The organism is Caulobacter sp. UNC279MFTsu5.1, assembly GCF_900114015.1.
Lineage (GTDB): Bacteria > Pseudomonadota > Alphaproteobacteria > Caulobacterales > Caulobacteraceae > Caulobacter.
In genome coordinates this window covers 12,858-28,976 of sequence record NZ_FORN01000060.1, presented here as the reverse complement: position 1 = coordinate 28,976, position 16,119 = coordinate 12,858, and the positions used below count along the sequence as shown (strand labels likewise).

Genomic DNA, 16,119 nt, shown 5'->3' with positions numbered 1-16,119 from the left:
TCTCACCTCGACGCGGGGAAAGGGCGCATGGCCAGCGACCGATGCGGCGGCGGGGGGCGATCGAGCGGGACTGGGCTGGAGGGGGTTACTTCAGCGTGTCCGGGGCCTTCCATCGTTGGGAAGCCCGCCCGCCGTCGGCGTCGACCGGGGACAAAGCGCGTGAATTGCCCATAGGCCCGCGCCCCCGGCGTCTGGTTTCTCCCGAAAGGGATCGAGACCGGGTCCGGCTAAGCCTCAACAGGGCTGCCCACCGGACGCTGGCGGAAAACGACCGCGCGGAGCGATCGGGCTTCGTCGAAACGGTTACTACTCAAACACTCCGGACGTCGTCCGGCGCTCCGCGACCCTTTCCATACGCTCAGCGGCCTGCCGCGTGAGGATGAGAGACCGTGCCACGAAACCCCCTCAGTCGCTTCGCGACAGCTCCCCCAGAGGGGGAGCATCTGGGCGCCTTAGATCCTCCCCCTTTGGGGGAGGTGGCCCGGAGGGCCGGAGGGGGTCAGGGCCGCACGATCCTCCCGCCCGTCATCGGCGCCGCCACCCCCGTCGTCCCGGGGAAGCTGATCGGCAGGCCGCGGGCCGTGCGGGCGGCCAGGAAGGCGAAGGCCTCGGCCTCAATGGCGTCGCCGCGCCAGCCGACCGCCTCGGCGGTGCGGACCGGCACGGGGGCGCGGTCGGCCAGGGCCTTCATGATCTGCGGATTGTGCCGCCCGCCGCCGCAGACGATCAGGGCGTCCGGATGCTGGCCGTGCTCGAAGGCCTTGACGACCGCCTCGGCGGTGAAGGCCACCAGGGTGGCGGCGGCGTCCTCGGAGGACAGGTGATCGACCAGGTGCAGCGGAAAGTCGTAGCGGTCCAGCGACTTGGGCGCCGGTCCGGAGAAATAGTCGCTGGCCAGGAAGGTCTTCAGCACCGCCGCGTCGACGGCGCCGGCCGCCGCCAGCCGGCCGTTCTCGTCGAACCGCCCCAGGCCCCGGGCCTGCAGCATCAGGTCGATCATGCCGTTGCCGGGACCGGTGTCGAAGGCCAGCAGGTCGTCGTCGGGACCGATCAGGGTGATGTTGGCCACGCCGCCGATGTTCAGCGCCGCCACCGGGGCCGGCAGGCCCGAGGCGCGGGCCCGGGCCGCGTGATAGACCGGGGCCAGCGGCGCTCCCTGCCCGCCCGCCGCCACGTCGGCGGCGCGGAAGTCGAACGCCACCGGCCGCCCGCAGGCCCTGGCCAGCCGCTCGGCGTCGAGCAGCTGCACGGTGCGGCCGATCCGGCCCGGATGGGGGCGCTCGTGCAGCACCGTCTGGCCGTGGACGCCCAGCAGGTCGAACTGCGACCACGCAAGGCCGTGCTCGGCCAGGAAGCTCTCGGCGGCGTGGAAATGCTCGTCGGCCACCGCCTGGGCGGCCTCTTCGAAGATCTCCGGCGCCGGCCGGTCGCGCGGCCAGCCGCGGGCCACCTCGGTGGCGACGAGCAAGAGGTCGCGGGTCTCCTCGCGCAGCTTGCGCTCGCCGGCCGGGCCGAAGGCCTGGATGTCCTCGCCGTCGGTCTCGAGCACCGCCATGTCGACCGCGTCGAGCGAGGTGCCGGTCATGAATCCCAGGATAAGCATGGTCCGGTTGACTGCCACGGCCCGGGCCGGGTAGCTAGACCCCATGATCGCCCGTCGCCGCCTCGCCCGCGCCTATTACCGCCCGCTGTCCTAGCGGGAGGCCGACCGATCACGTCGACGCGCCCGCCCCACCGGCGACGCGTCAGGCCAGCGACCGTCTCCGGATCAAGTCCCAGGAGACCTTGCCGATGAAACCCTCGCCACAGACCGCCCCCGCCGTGCTAGACGCGCGGTCACCGAAATCAGAGAGTCGAGCCATGTCCGCCCCCGCGTCCTTCAAGTCGGAATTCCTCCAGACCCTGCAGGCGCGCGGCTACATCCACCAGATCACCCATCCGGAGGAGCTGGACGCGGCGGCCGCCGGCGGGATCGTCACCGCCTATATCGGCTTCGACGCCACCGCCCCGTCCCTGCACGTCGGCAGCCTGATCCAGATCATGATGCTGCGCCGCCTGCAGCAGGCCGGCCACAAGCCGATCGTGCTGATGGGCGGCGGCACCACCAAGGTCGGCGACCCCACCGGCAAGGACGAGAGCCGCAAGCTGCTCAGCGACGCCGACATCGCCGCCAACATCGCCGGCATCAAGCAGGTGTTTTCGAAGTTCCTGACCTTCGGCGACGGGCCGACCGACGCCATCATGGTCGACAACGACGTTTGGCTCTCCAAGTTCGGCTACGTGCAGTTCCTGCGCGACTACGGCGTGCACTTCACGGTCAACCGGATGCTGGCCTTCGACTCGGTCAAGCTGCGGCTCGAGCGCGAGCAGCCGATGACCTTCCTCGAATTCAACTACATGCTGATGCAGGCGGTCGACTTCCTGGAGCTGAACCGCGCCCACGGCTGTGTGTTGCAGATGGGCGGCTCGGACCAGTGGGGCAACATCCTCAACGGCGTGGAGCTGACGCGGCGCGTCGACCAGAAGGCCGCCTTCGGCCTGACCACGCCGCTCTTGGCCACCGCCTCGGGCGCCAAGATGGGCAAGACCATGTCGGGCGCGGTGTGGCTGAACGCCGAGCAGCTGAGCCCGTACGACTACTGGCAGTTCTGGCGCAACACCGAGGACGCCGACGTCGGCCGGTTCCTGAAGCTGTTCACCGACCTGCCGCTGGACCGGATCGCCGAGCTGGAGGCCCTGCCCGGCGCCCAGATCAACGAGGCCAAGAAGGTGCTGGCCGACGAGGCCACGCGGATGGCGCACGGCGAGGACGAGGCCCGCAAGGCCCGCGACGCCGCCGAGAAGGCCTTCGAGCAGGGCGCGCTGTCGGCCGACCTGCCGACCTTCGAGGTGCCGGCCTCGGACCTGAAGGCCGGGATCGTCCTGGCCAACCTGTTCGCCGACGCCGGCCTGGCCGCCTCGCGCGGCGAGGCGCGCCGCCTGGCCCAGGGCGGCGGCGTCAAGGTCAACGACAAGGCCGAGCCGGACGCCAACCGCGTGATCACGGAAGCGGACCTGGTGGACGGCGTGGTCAAGCTTGCGGCGGGCAAGAAGAAGATCGTGCTTGTGAAACCCATCTAATTTCCGCTCGTCCCGGCGAATGCCGGGACCCAGATCCTATAGCGGAGTGGATGATTGGAAGGGCTCGGCGCTCCCGGCGTCAGCCACACCGTCATTCCATCTGGGTCCCGGCATTCGCCGGGATGAGCGGTTCAAAATCGAGGACATGACGATGACGCAAGACCTGCAACCCGGCGACAAGGCCCCCGATTTCGACCTGGCCACCGACACCGGCCGCGTCAGCCTTTCCAGCCTGAGGGGCAAGACCGTCGTGCTCTACTTCTATCCGAAGGACGACACGGCCGGCTGCACGTCGGAAGCCCTGCAGTTCTCGTCCGAGGTCGAGGAGTTCGCCAAGCTGGGCGCGGTGATCGTCGGGGTGTCCAAGGACAGCGCCGCCTCGCACGCCAAGTTCCGCAAGAAGCACGACCTGACCGTCGAACTGGCCGCAGACCCCACCGGCGAAACCGTCGAGGCCTACGGCGCCTGGGTCGAGAAGAGCATGTACGGCCGCAAGTACATGGGTATCGACCGCTCAACTTTCCTGATCGACCGCGAGGGCGTGATCCGCAACGTCTGGCGCAAGGTGAAGGTGCCCAACCACATCAAGGCGGTGCTGACAGCGGCCCGGACCTTGAAAGACGGGGCGGCCAAATAGCGGTGTGGCTCGTGAGCCTCAGGCGTGCGGCTAACGCAACACCGGAGCCCGCCGACAATGGAATTCGGGCACGGAACCATCTATCAGTTGAATCGCTAAGGCAAAAACTCGCCCGGCGTTCATGCTCGGCGCGAAGTATCTTGCACGTTTCCGCTTTCTCGTTGCATATCGCCGGGACCTTGAAAACGGGGGTTTCCTAGGCGATGGCGATCACGCGCTTCAAGCGGCTCCGGCAATCCCTGGAAGAGCTTTTCCCCGAGCGGCACCTCTATGTGCGCTCCGGCGGCGAGATGCGAGGCTACGTTTTTTCGACCGGCAAGCAGCTGATGTGCGCCACCGGCGTCGCCGCGGCCGCCCTGTGGATGGGCGTCTGCACCGCCTCCATGATGGTCAACGCCCTGTCGGTCAGCTCGACCGACCAGATGGTCATCAAGCAGAAGGCCTATTACGAGCGCCTCAACGCCGACCGCCAGGCGCGTTTGAACAGCGCCGTGGCCCAGCTGTCGGCCAGCAGCGGTTCGCTGGACGAACTGGCCAGCTCGGTCGAGAAGCGCCACGCGGCCCTGGCCCTGCTGGTCAGCGATTTCAAGGGCGTGCCCGGCGCCGCCCAGGCCCTGCAGGTCGCCAAGCCGTCGGTGCTGGGCGCCTCGCCGGTCGAACGCATCCAGGCCACGCGCATGGACCAGGAGCGCCTGATCGACGCCGCCGAGACCTTCGCCAAGAGCCGGGCCGAGCGTCTGCGCCTGGCTATGCGTATGGCGGGCCTGGACGCCGGCGCGTTCACCGGCCGGAGCGGCTCGTCCCTGGGCGGCCCGCTGATCGAGGCCAAGGATCCCCGCGCCCTGGCCGCTGTGCTCGACGTCGACGAGGACTTCGCCGGCCGGATCCAGCACGCCGCCACCGACATGTCGGACATGCGCCAGCTGAGCGCCGCCTCGCAGCAGCTGCCGTTCTACCGGCCGACCAATAATCCGGCGCTGAGCAGCAGCTACGGCGTCCGCTTCGACCCCTTCACCCATCGTCCGGCCTTCCATTCGGGCCTGGACTTCCCCGGCTCGTTCTACACGCCGATCATGGCGACCGCCCCGGGGGTGATCTCGTTCGTCGGCGTGCGCTCGGGCTATGGCAACGTCGTCGAGATCGACCACGGCAACGGCTTCAAGACCCGCTACGCCCACCTGCAGGCCGCTTCGGTCCGGGTCGGCCAGCGCGTGGCCATCGGCCAGCGCATCGCGGCCATGGGCTCGACCGGCCGCTCGACCGGTCCGCATCTGCACTACGAAGTATGGGTCAATGGTCGGGCGCAAAACCCGAACCGCTTCCTGAAGGCTGGTGAGTATGTTCAGCAAGCAAGCTAAGGCGTCCAAGGGGGCGGTCCGCATCGAGCCGCTGCCCATGTCCATGGCTCCCGCCAATCCCGAGGCGGCTCGCAAGGCCCCGCCGAAGGTGGCGTCCCTGGTCTCTCCCGACATCACCATCGAAGGCGGCATCACCGGCGACGGCGAACTGCAGATCGACGGCGTGGTGCGCGGCGACGTCCGGGTCGGTCGGCTGACGATCGGCGAGACCGGCCATGTCGAGGGCTCGGTCTATGCCGAGGCGGTCGAGGTCCGCGGCCGCATCGTCGGGGCGATCACCGCCAAGCAGGTCCGCCTCTACGGCACCTCCTACATCGACGGCGACATCACCCACGAGCAGCTGGCGATGGAGACCGGCGCGTTCTTCCAGGGACGCAGCCTGAAGTTCCAGCGCCCGGCCGCCCCGCCGCAGGCCCAGCCCGCGCCGCCGCCGCCGATGCTGGAAGCCAAACCGGCCGGCTAGAAACAACAAAACGCCCCGGATCGCTCCGGGGCGTTTCGCATTTCGGCTCCGGGCAGGCTAGGCCTGGGCGTCCCGGGTGGCCCCGACGCGCTGGGCCAGCGAGGCGCCCATGAACTGGTCCAGGTCGCCGTCCAGCACGCCCTGGGTGTCGGACGTCTCGACGTTGGTCCGCAGGTCCTTGACCATCTGGTAGGGCTGCAGGACGTAGCTGCGGATCTGGTGGCCCCAGCCGATGTCGGTCTTCTGGTCCTCCAGGGCCTGCTGGGCGGCTTCCCGCTTCTGCAGTTCGGCCTCGTAGAGGCGGGCGCGCAGCATTTTCCAGGCTTCCTCGCGGTTCTGGTGCTGCGAACGCCCGGCCTGGCAGGCCACGGCGATGCCGGTGGGGATGTGCGTCAGGCGCACGGCGGAGTCGGTTTTGTTGATGTGCTGGCCGCCGGCCCCCGAGGCCCGGTAGGTGTCGGTCCGCACGTCCGACGGATTGATCTCGATCTCGATCGTGTCGTCGACCACCGGATAGACCCAGGCCGAGGCGAAGCTGGTGTGGCGCTTGGCGGCGGCGTCGTAGGGGCTGATGCGCACCAGGCGGTGGACGCCGGCCTCGGTCTTCAGCCAGCCATAGGCGTTCGCGCCCTTGACCAGCAGGGTCGCCGACTTGATGCCGACCTGGTCGCCCGAGGTCTCTTCGACCAGTTCGACGCTCATGCCATGGGCGTTGGCCCAGCGGCTGTACATGCGCAGCAGCATGCCGGCCCAGTCGCACGACTCTGTGCCGCCGGCCCCGGAGTTGATTTCGACATAGCAGTCGTTGCCGTCGGCCTCGCCGGACAGCAGGGCCTCGAGTTCGGCGCGGCCCGCGCGTTCCTTCAGGTCCTTGAGCTGGGCGCGGGCGTCCTCCAGGAGGGCCTCGTCGCCCTCCATGTCGGCCAGTTCGGCATATTCCAGCGCGTCCTTCAGGCCGTTTTCGAGAACCAGCACCGCCTCGACGCGAGCGGCCAGGCCGGCGCGTTCGCGGGAGACGGCCTGGGCTTCCGCCGGGCGGTCCCAAAGGGTCGGGTCCTCGACCCGGGCGTTCAGCTCATCGAGCTTGCGTAGGGCGACATCCCAGTCAAAGACGCCTCCTGAGCAGTCCCACGGACTGCTCGATGTCAGCCGCGGAGGCCTCGACATCCGGTCTCATCACGTAGCTCCGTGACAGTGTTGAAGGGCGCGGGACATAGCCCGCGACCGGAGTCGGCGCAATGACCCCAGACGGATTGATCGACGATTAGTAGAGCCCGCTGATGTCGGGCGCCTGGGGCGGCGGCTTGGCGGGGCCCTGGGTCGGGGCCGGTCCGACCTGGCCGTTGGGCCAGACCTGGCCATAGGGCTGGGGCCCGGTGCTCTCGGTCGGCGTGAAGACCTTGGGCTCGGTCCCGGGGCGGAAAGCCTCGCGGATGCCGCGCACCATGGCGAACTTGGCGTTCGCGGGGGCCTTGAACTCGGTCTTCGGCTGGCCCTTCAGCGCCTCGCGCATGAAGTCCATGAAGATCGGCACCGGACCGGTCGCCCCCGTCTCGCCCTCGCCCAGCGAGCGGTTGTCGTCGAAGCCGATGAAGACGCCGACCACCAGGCTGGGCGAATAACCCATGAACCAGGCGCTGCGGTATTCGTTGGTGGTGCCGGTCTTGCCGGCCAGGGGATAGCCCAGCGAGCTGGCCTGGGCCGCGGTGCCGCGCTGGACCACGCCCTGCAGCATCGAAGTGATCTGGTAGGCGGTGATCGGGTCCATCACCTGCTCGCCTAGGGCGGGGATGCGGGGACTCTCGTCGCCGTTGAAGCCGGCGTTGCAACGGACGCAGTCACGCTTGTCGGCCCGGAAGATCACCTTGCCCTCGCGGTCCTGCACCAGTTCGATCAGGTGCGGCTCGACGCGGCGGCCGCCGTTGACGAACGGCGTATAGGCCGTGGTCAGCTTGAACGGCGTGGTCTCGCCCGCGCCCAGGGCCATGGCCAGGACAGGCGCCATATCCCGGGTCACCCCGGTCTTCTTGGCGGTCTCGACGATCTTCTTCATACCGACGCTCTGGGCCAGGCGCACGGTCATGGCGTTGATCGACTGCTCCAGGCCCTTGCGCAGCGGCAGCGCTCCGTAGAACTTCTTGTGATAGTTCTCGGGGCTCCAATCCTGGCCGTTCGCCCCTTTCAGGGTGATGGCGCTGTCGACCACCACGCTGGCCGGCGTGTAGCCGTTCTCCAGGGCCGTGGCGTAGACGAACGGCTTGAACGCCGAACCGGGCTGGCGCATCGCCTGGGTCGCGCGGTTGAAGTTCGACAGCGAGAAGCTGTAGCCCCCGACCAGGGCCACGACACGGCCGGTATAGGGCTCCATCGCCACCAGGGCGCCGTTGACGATCGGGATCTGGCGCAGGCGGTAGGCCGCCGAGCCGTCGGGCTTCTCGACGAACACCAGGTCGCCGACCTTCAGGCCCTTGGTGGCGTTGGCCCAGGCCATGTCCTCGCCGGCGATGGCCCCCTCGCCTTCGCCCTTGGCCAGGCGGACGCCGCCTGAGGCCGAGGTGACGATGGCCGGGCGCCAGCCGCTGCGCTCGGACGGCGGAGCCTTCTTCAGCGCCTGCTTCTCCCAATCGCCGTCCAGGGTTTCTACGTGCCCCCAGGCGCCGCGCCACCCGTGGCGGCGGTCGTACTTCTCGAGGCCTTCCATCAGCGCCACCCGGGCCGCGGTCTGCAGCTTGGGGTCCAGGGTGGTGCGCATGTAGTAGCCGCCCTCGTTGAGGCGTGGGCCGAGAGTGGCCACGCCGCGCTGGCGCACTTCCTCGACGAAATAGTCGGCGTCGCGATAGGCGGCGCGCTTGGGGGCCGGCTGGACGACGAGGTCCTCGGCCATCGCCTTCTTGGCGTCGGCCTGGCTGACCCAGCCCAGGTCGGCCATCTGGCCCAGGATCCAGTCGCGGCGGGCCTTGGCCTTCGCCTTGTTGCGGATCGGGTGATAGTTGTCCGGTCCCTTGGGCAAGGCGGCCAGGAAGGCGCTTTCGGCCAGGGTCAGCTCGGGCAGCGACTTGCCGAAATAGTTGTAGGCGGCCGCGCCGACGCCGTACGAGCGATAGCCCAGCCAAATCTCGTTCAGGTACAGCTCGAGGATCTGCTGCTTGTCGAGCGACTGCTCCAGGCGGTGCGCCAGGATGGCTTCCTTGAACTTGCGCCCGACCGTCGCATCGCTGGTCAGCAGGACGTTCTTGGCCACCTGCTGGGTGATCGTCGAGCCGCCCTCAAGGCGACGGCCGCGCGCGGCGTTGCCGACATTGTTGAGCATGGCGCGCGAGAAGCCGCCGACGTCGACACCGCCGTGCTTGAAGAAGTTGTGGTCTTCGGCCGCCAGGAAGGCCTGGGCCAGCTGGGGCGGAATCTGGTCGTAGGGCACGAAGATCCGGCGCTCTTTGCTGTATTCGCCGATCAAGGTGCCGTCCCAGGCGTAGACGCGCGTGGCGGTCGGCGGACGATAGTCCTGCAACTCGCCGGCGTCGGGCATGTCGTGGAACAGCCAGGCGGCGTAGATGGCGATGGCGAAACCGGCCACGGCGATCGCGGACAGCACCGTGACGCCGGCGATGGCGATCCATCGTTGTCTAGGCTTCAGATCCACGCCGCCTCCGTCGGGCGACGCACCTTCGCCCGCTCCGTTCGAATCCTCTAGCGTGCATCGGGCGAGGCGCCAACGGCTCTCGCCAGCCTAGCGGGGGAAGCCCTTCCGTCCTAGCGGGCGGCCAGGCGCGTCTGGGTGGCGAAATAGGATTCGATCGATCCGGCCACGGCGTCCATCAGCCGGCCGCGACCAGCCGAGCTCTTCAGGAGCTGCTCGTCCTCGACATTGGTGATGAAGCCCATCTCCAGCAGCACGGCCGGCACGTCCGGCGCCAGCAGCACGATGAAGCCGGCGTCACGATGGCTGCGGCGCAGCAGGGTCGTCTCCTCGCCCACCGACTGCAGCAGGGTTTCGGCGAAGGCGGCCGAACGGTTCTTGGTGGCGCGCTGCGAGAGGTCCAGGAGGATCTGGCTGACCGCGCGATCGCGGCCCGGCAGATTGGCCTTCATCAGCCAATCGTCCTTCTCGAGCACCCGCGCCACGCGCTCGGTGCCCTTTTCCGACAGGGTGTAGACGCTGGCCCCGCGGGTCGCGGCGTCGGGACCCGAATCGGCATGCAGCGAGATGAACAGGTCGGCGTCGGCCCGACGGGCGATCTGGACCCGCGCCTCCAGCGGCACGAACGTGTCGGATTGGCGGGTCATGACCACGGTGTAGCGGCCGAACTTCTCCAGCTTGGCCTTCAGCGCCTTGGCGGCGGCCAGGGTGACGTCCTTCTCGGCTGTGTTGGCGCCCGACGAGCCCGGATCCTTGCCGCCGTGGCCGGCGTCGATGACGATCACCTTCTTCAGGCGCAGAGCCGAGGCCTTCATCGGCGCCGAAACCAGGGTCGGCCGCATGGCCGGAGCCTGGATCGCGCCGGGCGCCTCCGTGGACTTCAGGTCGATGACATAGCGATAGGCCGAGGCGCCGTCGCCCGGCGGCAGCAGGAAGCGTCGGCGGACCTCGGCGTTGGCCCTCAGGTCGAGGCGCAGGCGGGCGCCGCCCGCGGCCTCGTCGATCGCCCAGCGTTCGACCAGGCCCTGGCCCGCGCCCTGCAGGTCGCCGGCCGTCGTGACATTGGGCAGGCCGATCACGACACGGCGATCGGACGCGCCGTCGGCCAACAGCTTGCCGGTGGCGGCGCGGTCGAGGTCGATGACAATGCGGGTCTCGTTGCGGTCGCCGCCGAAGCGGACCTTCTGGACGCCGGCGGCCGGCGCCGGTCCCTGGGCCATGGCCACGGCGACGCCGGCCAGGGCCAGGCCGCCGACGATCATCGCCGCCCGCGCCCACCCCGTCCTCGTTGCCGCGATCAAGACCTTGCTCATGCCGTTCGTCGCCCCAAGGCGGTCAACCTAAACCAAAACTGATATCCGCATTTTCGGGTAGAGAAAGCGTTAACCCAAGGCGCGACACGGCGGCGCAGATGCGTTCAGTCGAGCGCTTTTCTTTTACGACACGATGTTGCTACACTATGGTCCGCGCGCTGAGCGCCGTGATCGTCATGGCGGAAAGCGTGAGCGGCTCCTATCTCACGGACAGGCTTGCACTCTTGAGGGTGCAATTCGCGTTCATGACCGGAGCCGCCGGACTGAACGAGTTTGGGCTCGATTACCAGCGTGAGGCGCGAAGCCTTCGCCTGGATCGTCCCGCAGGGTTCGCGTCGAATCCTTAAGCGCTCCGGCGTCGACGCTCCATCCGATCCGCGCCCTCCGGCGCGTTTAAGGAACACAGAAACCTTATGGGCTGCGCCGCACCCGACCGCCTTTGGCGACCGACCTTCCGCAACCGCTTCGGCGGGGCGACGGGCGGTGACGTGCGCGCCTTTCAATCATATCGGCGCCCGGACCTAGCGTTCGCCGCGCGCCGTGGAGATACCCTTTATGTCGAAGAAGATGTTGATCGACGCCGCCCACGCCGAAGAGACGCGTGTGGTGGTCGTGGATGGTACGCGGGTTGAAGAATTCGATTTCGAGAGCCAGACCCGAAAGCAGCTCCGAGGAAATATTTATCTCGCCAAGGTGACCCGCGTTGAGCCCAGCCTCCAGGCTGCGTTCATCGAGTATGGCGGCAATCGCCACGGATTCCTCGCCTTCAACGAGATCCACCCGGACTATTATCAGATCCCGGTCGCCGACCGCGAAGCGCTGATGCGCGACGATTCGCACGATGACGAGGATGACCACCATCACGCCCGCGAGGACGATGACGGCGACGCGGTCGACGACGAGGAAGACGCCGTCGAGGAAGAGCTGGCGCGCCGCAAGCGCCGCCTGATGCGCAAGTACAAGATCCAGGAAGTGATCCGCCGCCGGCAGATCATGCTGGTCCAGGTCGTCAAGGAAGAGCGCGGCAACAAGGGCGCGGCCCTGACCACTTACCTGTCGCTGGCCGGCCGCTACGGCGTCCTGATGCCCAACACAGCCCGCGGCGGCGGCATCAGCCGCAAGATCACGACCGTCACCGACCGCAAGCGCCTCAAGAGCGTCGTGCAGGGCCTGGACGTGCCGCAGGGCATGGGCCTGATCGTCCGCACGGCCGGCGCCAAGCGCACCAAGGCCGAGATCAAGCGCGACTACGAGTACCTGCTGCGTCTGTGGGAAAACATCCGCGACAACACGCTGCATTCGATCGCCCCGGCGCTGATCTACGAGGAGGAAGATCTCGTCAAGCGCGCCATCCGCGACATGTATGACAAGGATCTGGAGGGCATCTGGGTCGAGGGCGAGGCCGGCTACAAGGAAGCGCGCGACTTCATGCGCATGCTGATGCCGAGCCAGGCCAAGAAGGTCTTCCCGTACCGCGAGCCGGCCCCGCTGTTCGTCAAGCACAAGATCGAGGACCATCTGGCCCAGATCTATTCGCCGGTCGTGCCGCTGCGTTCGGGCGGCTATCTGGTGATCAACCAGACCGAGGCTCTGGTCGCCATCGACGTCAACTCGGGCAAGGCCACGCGCGAGCGCAACATCGAGGCCACTGCGCTCAAGACGAACGTGGAAGCCGCCGAGGAAGCCGCGCGCCAGCTGCGCCTGCGCGACCTGGCCGGCCTGATTGTCATCGACTTCATCGACATGGATGAGGCCAAGAACAACCGCACCGTCGAGAAGGTCCTCAAGGACGCCCTGAAGGACGATCGCGCCCGCATCCAGATGGGCAAGATCAGCGGCTTCGGCCTGATGGAAATCAGCCGCCAGCGCCGCCGCACCGGCGTGCTGGAAGGCACCACTCACGTCTGCGAGCACTGCGACGGCACCGGTCGCGTCCGCTCGGTCGAATCCAGCGCCCTGGCCGCCTTGCGCGCGGTTGAGGTCGAGGCCCTGAAGGGCGGCGGCGCCGTCACCCTGAAGGTCAGCCGCCCGGTCGGCATCTACATCCTCAACGAGAAGCGCGCCTATCTGCTGCGCCTGCAGCAGACCCACGCCCTGTTCGTCACGGTCCTGGTCGACGACAGCCTGCATCAGGCCGAGCACGACATCGACCGCACCGAACTGGGCGAGCGCCCCGCCCCGCAGATCTTCGCGCCGATCGAGCCCGAGCCCGTCTATGACGACGAGGCGTTCGAGGACGAGGAGGACGAGGAAGACGAAGAGGTCGTCGCCGAGGACGAAGACGAGAGCGACGAGGACGATGCGCCTCGCGCCGCTCGCCCGGCCCGCGCCGAGACGTCCGAGGACGAAGGCGGCCGTCGCGGCCGCAAGCGTCGCCGTCGCGGCGGCCGTCGTGACGACCGCGACGAGGCCCCGGCCGAAGCCGCCGGCGAAGACGATGAGGACGACGCTGAGGGCGCCGATCGCGCTGAAGGCGACATCGAGGGCGAGGACGAGGAATCGCGCCGCCGTCGCCGTCGCCGGGGTCGTCGCGGCGGTCGTCGCGGCGGTCGCGAGGACGGCGATCGTCCGGCCGACGCCTTCACCTGGACCCGTCCGCGCGTGCCGTTCGGCGAGAACGCCTTCGTCTGGCATGATCCCGAAGCCCTTGATGGTCGCCGTCCGGCCAACGATCGTCCGGAGCGCGGCGAGCGTCCGGAACGGGTCGAAGCGCCGATCGCCGAACGCGCCGAGCGTCCGGAACGCGCCGAGCGTGGCGAACGGGGTGGTCGTCGTGGACGCGGGCGTGGTGAACGCGCCGAGCGGACCGAGGTGTCGGACGCCCCGCGCGCCGAGCGCACGCCCGCCCCGCGTGTCGATGTCGCCGAACTGGAGGTCGCGCCGCTGCCCCCGCCGGTGATCGAAGGCCCGCCAGCCGACGTCTGGGTCGAACTGCCGCCGCAGGACGAGGCTCCCAAGAAGGCGCGTCGTCCCCGCAGTCGAGGCCGCAAGACCGCCGACGCCGAGACTGCGAGCGAAGCCGCTGTCGAAGCGCTCCCCGTCGAGGCGCCCGTCGTCGAAGCCGTCGAGGCCGTCGAGGAAACGCCCTTGGTCGCGGCCGAGGTCGAGATCCCCGCCCCGGCTCCCGAGCCGGAGCCCGTCGCGGTCGCGGCGGCGGAACCGGCGCCTGCCGTCGTCGAGCCCGACCCGGCCGAGATTCTGACTCCGCCGGAAAAGCCCAAGCGCGGCTGGTGGCGTCGCGGCTGACGATCCCAAGATGAAGCTCGGCGGGGCCCCTGGTCCCGCCGAGCTTCACGCCTATATCCGCGGGACACCGCCCGACGGTTGTTCCCAGGTCGTCGAGAACCGCGTTAGACTGCTGGCTTGAGCGCGGGGGCGCGATCAGGAGAGTTTCGATGACCTCCCGGACAAGGGCGGCTTCCGAAAGATTGGCCAGGAAGACGGGATCGGCGCTGTCCGCGCTGGCGCTGCTGGCGGTCACCTTCGCTCCCGTCGCGCCGGCCCATGCGCAGGACGGCCCGTCGCTGATCCGTGACACCGAGATCGAGGAGATCCTTCACCGCGACGCCGACCCTATTTATGCGGCTGCCGGGCTGGATCCCAAGACGGTTCGCATCCTGCTGGTCGGCGACAAGGAGCTGAACGCCTTCGCCACCCAGGGCCTGATGATGGGCCTCAACACCGGCCTGATCCTGCAGACCGAGACGCCAAACCAGCTGAAGGGCGTCATCGCCCACGAAACCGGACACTTGGCCGGGGCGCACCCGCTGCGCTCGGGCGAGATGATGCGCGCCGGCCTCAAGCCGATGATCCTGACCATGGGCCTGGGCGTCCTGGCAGCCTTGGCCGGAGCACCGGACGCCGGCGCGGTGCTGCTGGGTAACGCCAGTTATTTCGGCCAGCTGGGCGCTCTGGGCTACAGCCGCGACCAGGAATCGCGCGCCGACCAGGCCGGGGCCGGCTTCCTCGAAGCCACCGGCCAGTCCGGCCGCGGCCTCGTCGAGTTCTTCGACAACTTCCGCTACCAGGAGGTTTTCGACCAGTCGCGGCGCTACGCCTATTTCCGCAGCCACCCCCTGTCGGGCGACCGGATCGACGCCCTGCGCAGCCGTGTCGAGAAGCTGCCGCACTACAACGCCGTCGATGATCCGCAGTCCCTGGCCGAGCACGAGATCATGAAGGCCAAGCTGGAGGGCTTCATCAATCCCGGCGTGGCGATCGTGAAATACAAGGAGAGCGACCGGGCCTTCCCGGCCCGCTACGCCCGCGCCATCGCCTATTATCAGATGAAGGAGCCCGATCGGGCCCTGAAGATTCTCGACGGGCTGATCGCCGAGAACCCGAACAATCCCTATCTCTGGGAGCTGAAGGGCCAGATCCTGTTCGAATTCAACCGCGTCAAGGACGCCGAGGAGCCGCAGCGCCGCTCTGTGGCGCTGAAGCCCGACGCCGCCCTCCTGCGGGTCAATCTGGGCCAGACCCTGATCGGCCTGGATGATCCCAAGAAGGTCGAGGAAGGGATCAGCGAGCTGAAACGCTCGCTGCTCGACGAAAGCGACAATTCCGTCGCCTGGCGGCTGCTAGCCCAGGCCTACGACAAGCGTGGCGAGGATGGTCAAGCGCGTCTGGCCACCGCCGAACAGTATTTCAACATGGGTGCGACCCAGGAAGCTCGGGTCTTCGCAATGCGGGCCCGCGAGCTGCTCAAGAAGGACAGCGTGGAGTGGCGCCGCGCCACCGACATCGTCTTGACCTCGAATCCTTCCAACCAGGACCTCAAGGACCTGGCCAAGGAAGGCGCCGTCACCTCGGGCCTGCGCCGCTAGGCCGCCCTCTTCCAGAGATCTCCATGCCCATCATCTTCCGTCCGCTGGCGGTGGCCACCGCGTCGATCGCCGCCCTTTCCCTGATCGGTTGCGGCCAGGCCAACGCCGACAAGGCGTTTGGTGAAAAGGTGCACGCCTATCTGATCGAGCACCCCGAGGTGCTGGTCGAGATGAGCGCCAAGCTGCAGGAAAAGCAGACCGCCGAGAAGACGAAGAACGCCAAGAGCGCGATCACGAAATATCGCCAGGCGCTGGAGCGCGATCCGCGTGATTTCGTCGCCAATCCGAACGGTTCGATCACCGTCGTCGAGTTCTTCGACTACCGCTGCGGCTACTGCAAGCTGGCCGCGCCGCAGATCGTCGACCTGATCCAGAAGAACCCGGACGTGCGCTTCGTGTTCAAGGACTTCGTGATCTTCGGCCACGATTCCGAGGTCGCGGCCCGGATGGTCCTGGGGGCCAAGGACCAGGGCAAGACGATCGAGCTGCACAAGCGCCTGATGGCCGAGAAGAGCCTCGACGAGGCCGGCGTCATGCGCGTGGCCCAACAGCTGGGCATCGACCTGACCAAGGCTCGTGCGTCGGGAACTTCCGAGGCCACCAGCCAGCACCTGGCCGACACCCACGCCCTGGCCGAGGCCCTGGCCATCGAAGGCACGCCGGCCTTCTTCGTCGGCGACCAGATGATCCCGGGCGCCGACATGCACGCCTTGAACCTGGCGATCGACCAGGCCCGGGCCGGCAGGGCCAAGAAGGTCTAGGGGG

11 protein-coding genes are annotated in these 16,119 nt (G+C 68.2%); 7 read left to right on the top strand and 4 right to left on the bottom strand.

Going from position 1 to position 16,119, the window contains the following annotated elements:
- Positions 1 to 499: 499 nt before the first annotated feature.
- Positions 500 to 1,603 carry an anhydro-N-acetylmuramic acid kinase gene (locus tag BM066_RS23430; RefSeq protein ID WP_177218534.1) on the bottom strand — a complete coding sequence of 368 codons (1,104 nt, stop codon included), beginning with the start codon at positions 1,601 to 1,603 and terminating at the stop codon, positions 500 to 502.
- Between the two features lie 188 nt (positions 1,604 to 1,791).
- On the opposite strand from BM066_RS23430, the gene tyrS reads away from it, so the two are divergent.
- The 4 genes from tyrS (at position 1,792) to BM066_RS23410 (ending at position 5,578) form a co-directional block, all read left to right on the top strand.
- Positions 1,792 to 3,120: a tyrosine--tRNA ligase gene (tyrS, locus tag BM066_RS23425; protein ID WP_177218533.1), complete on the top strand. Its 1,329-nt coding sequence runs from the start codon at positions 1,792 to 1,794 to the stop codon at positions 3,118 to 3,120.
- Positions 3,121 to 3,271: 151 nt separating this feature from the next.
- Complete coding sequence (locus BM066_RS23420) at positions 3,272 to 3,757, top strand: peroxiredoxin (RefSeq protein WP_089930723.1); 486 nt, start codon at positions 3,272 to 3,274, stop codon at positions 3,755 to 3,757.
- A gap of 203 nt (positions 3,758 to 3,960) precedes the next feature.
- Positions 3,961 to 5,115 (top strand): peptidoglycan DD-metalloendopeptidase family protein, encoded by a 1,155-nt coding sequence (locus BM066_RS23415; protein WP_089930715.1) that lies wholly within the window; start codon positions 3,961 to 3,963, stop codon positions 5,113 to 5,115.
- Complete coding sequence (locus BM066_RS23410) at positions 5,096 to 5,578, top strand: bactofilin family protein (RefSeq protein ID WP_089930713.1); 483 nt, start codon at positions 5,096 to 5,098, stop codon at positions 5,576 to 5,578. The genes BM066_RS23415 and BM066_RS23410 overlap by 20 nt, the downstream gene beginning before the upstream one ends.
- Before the next feature lie 57 nt (positions 5,579 to 5,635).
- Here the strand turns inward: BM066_RS23410 and prfB are convergent.
- The 3 genes from prfB to BM066_RS23395 form a co-directional block, all read right to left on the bottom strand.
- Positions 5,636 to 6,755, bottom strand: a protein-coding gene (gene prfB / locus BM066_RS23405) for a peptide chain release factor 2 (RefSeq protein WP_143093796.1) whose coding sequence is annotated in 2 segments (ribosomal slippage) — positions 5,636 to 6,685 and positions 6,687 to 6,755 — 1,119 coding nt in all. Because the reading frame shifts where the segments join, the coding sequence is not laid out codon by codon here.
- 87 nt (positions 6,756 to 6,842) lie between these two features.
- Entirely contained in the window at positions 6,843 to 9,218 is a 2,376-nt protein-coding gene (locus tag BM066_RS23400) for a penicillin-binding protein 1A (protein ID WP_089930710.1), read from the bottom strand.
- A 110-nt stretch (positions 9,219 to 9,328) separates the two neighbouring features.
- Complete coding sequence (locus tag BM066_RS23395; RefSeq protein ID WP_089930708.1) at positions 9,329 to 10,528, bottom strand: N-acetylmuramoyl-L-alanine amidase family protein; 1,200 nt, start codon at positions 10,526 to 10,528, stop codon at positions 9,329 to 9,331.
- Positions 10,529 to 11,083: 555 nt separating this feature from the next.
- On the opposite strand from BM066_RS23395, the gene BM066_RS23380 reads away from it, so the two are divergent.
- The 3 genes from BM066_RS23380 to BM066_RS23370 all read left to right on the top strand — a co-directional run bounded on the left by BM066_RS23380 (position 11,084) and on the right by BM066_RS23370 (position 16,115).
- Positions 11,084 to 13,774 carry an Rne/Rng family ribonuclease gene (locus BM066_RS23380; RefSeq protein WP_089930701.1) on the top strand — a complete coding sequence of 897 codons (2,691 nt, stop codon included), beginning with the start codon at positions 11,084 to 11,086 and terminating at the stop codon, positions 13,772 to 13,774.
- A gap of 149 nt (positions 13,775 to 13,923) precedes the next feature.
- Positions 13,924 to 15,354 (top strand): M48 family metalloprotease, encoded by a 1,431-nt coding sequence (locus BM066_RS23375; RefSeq protein WP_089930699.1) that lies wholly within the window; start codon positions 13,924 to 13,926, stop codon positions 15,352 to 15,354.
- Positions 15,355 to 15,377: 23 nt separating this feature from the next.
- Complete coding sequence (locus tag BM066_RS23370) at positions 15,378 to 16,115, top strand: DsbA family protein (protein ID WP_089930697.1); 738 nt, start codon at positions 15,378 to 15,380, stop codon at positions 16,113 to 16,115.
- Positions 16,116 to 16,119: the final 4 nt, after the last annotated feature.

Excerpts from the sequence above, each read along its gene's own strand:
- BM066_RS23430 (WP_177218534.1), bottom strand. The coding sequence starts at position 1,603 with ATGCTTATCCTGGGATTCATGACCGGCACCTCGCTCGACGCGGTCGAC.
- tyrS (WP_177218533.1), top strand. The coding sequence starts at position 1,792 with ATGAAACCCTCGCCACAGACCGCCCCCGCCGTGCTAGACGCGCGGTCA.
- BM066_RS23420 (WP_089930723.1), top strand. The coding sequence starts at position 3,272 with ATGACGCAAGACCTGCAACCCGGCGACAAGGCCCCCGATTTCGACCTG.
- BM066_RS23415 (WP_089930715.1), top strand. The coding sequence starts at position 3,961 with ATGGCGATCACGCGCTTCAAGCGGCTCCGGCAATCCCTGGAAGAGCTT.
- BM066_RS23410 (WP_089930713.1), top strand. The coding sequence starts at position 5,096 with ATGTTCAGCAAGCAAGCTAAGGCGTCCAAGGGGGCGGTCCGCATCGAG.
- BM066_RS23395 (WP_089930708.1), bottom strand. The coding sequence starts at position 10,528 with ATGAGCAAGGTCTTGATCGCGGCAACGAGGACGGGGTGGGCGCGGGCG.
- BM066_RS23380 (WP_089930701.1), top strand. The coding sequence starts at position 11,084 with ATGTCGAAGAAGATGTTGATCGACGCCGCCCACGCCGAAGAGACGCGT.
- BM066_RS23375 (WP_089930699.1), top strand. The coding sequence starts at position 13,924 with ATGACCTCCCGGACAAGGGCGGCTTCCGAAAGATTGGCCAGGAAGACG.
- BM066_RS23370 (WP_089930697.1), top strand. The coding sequence starts at position 15,378 with ATGCCCATCATCTTCCGTCCGCTGGCGGTGGCCACCGCGTCGATCGCC.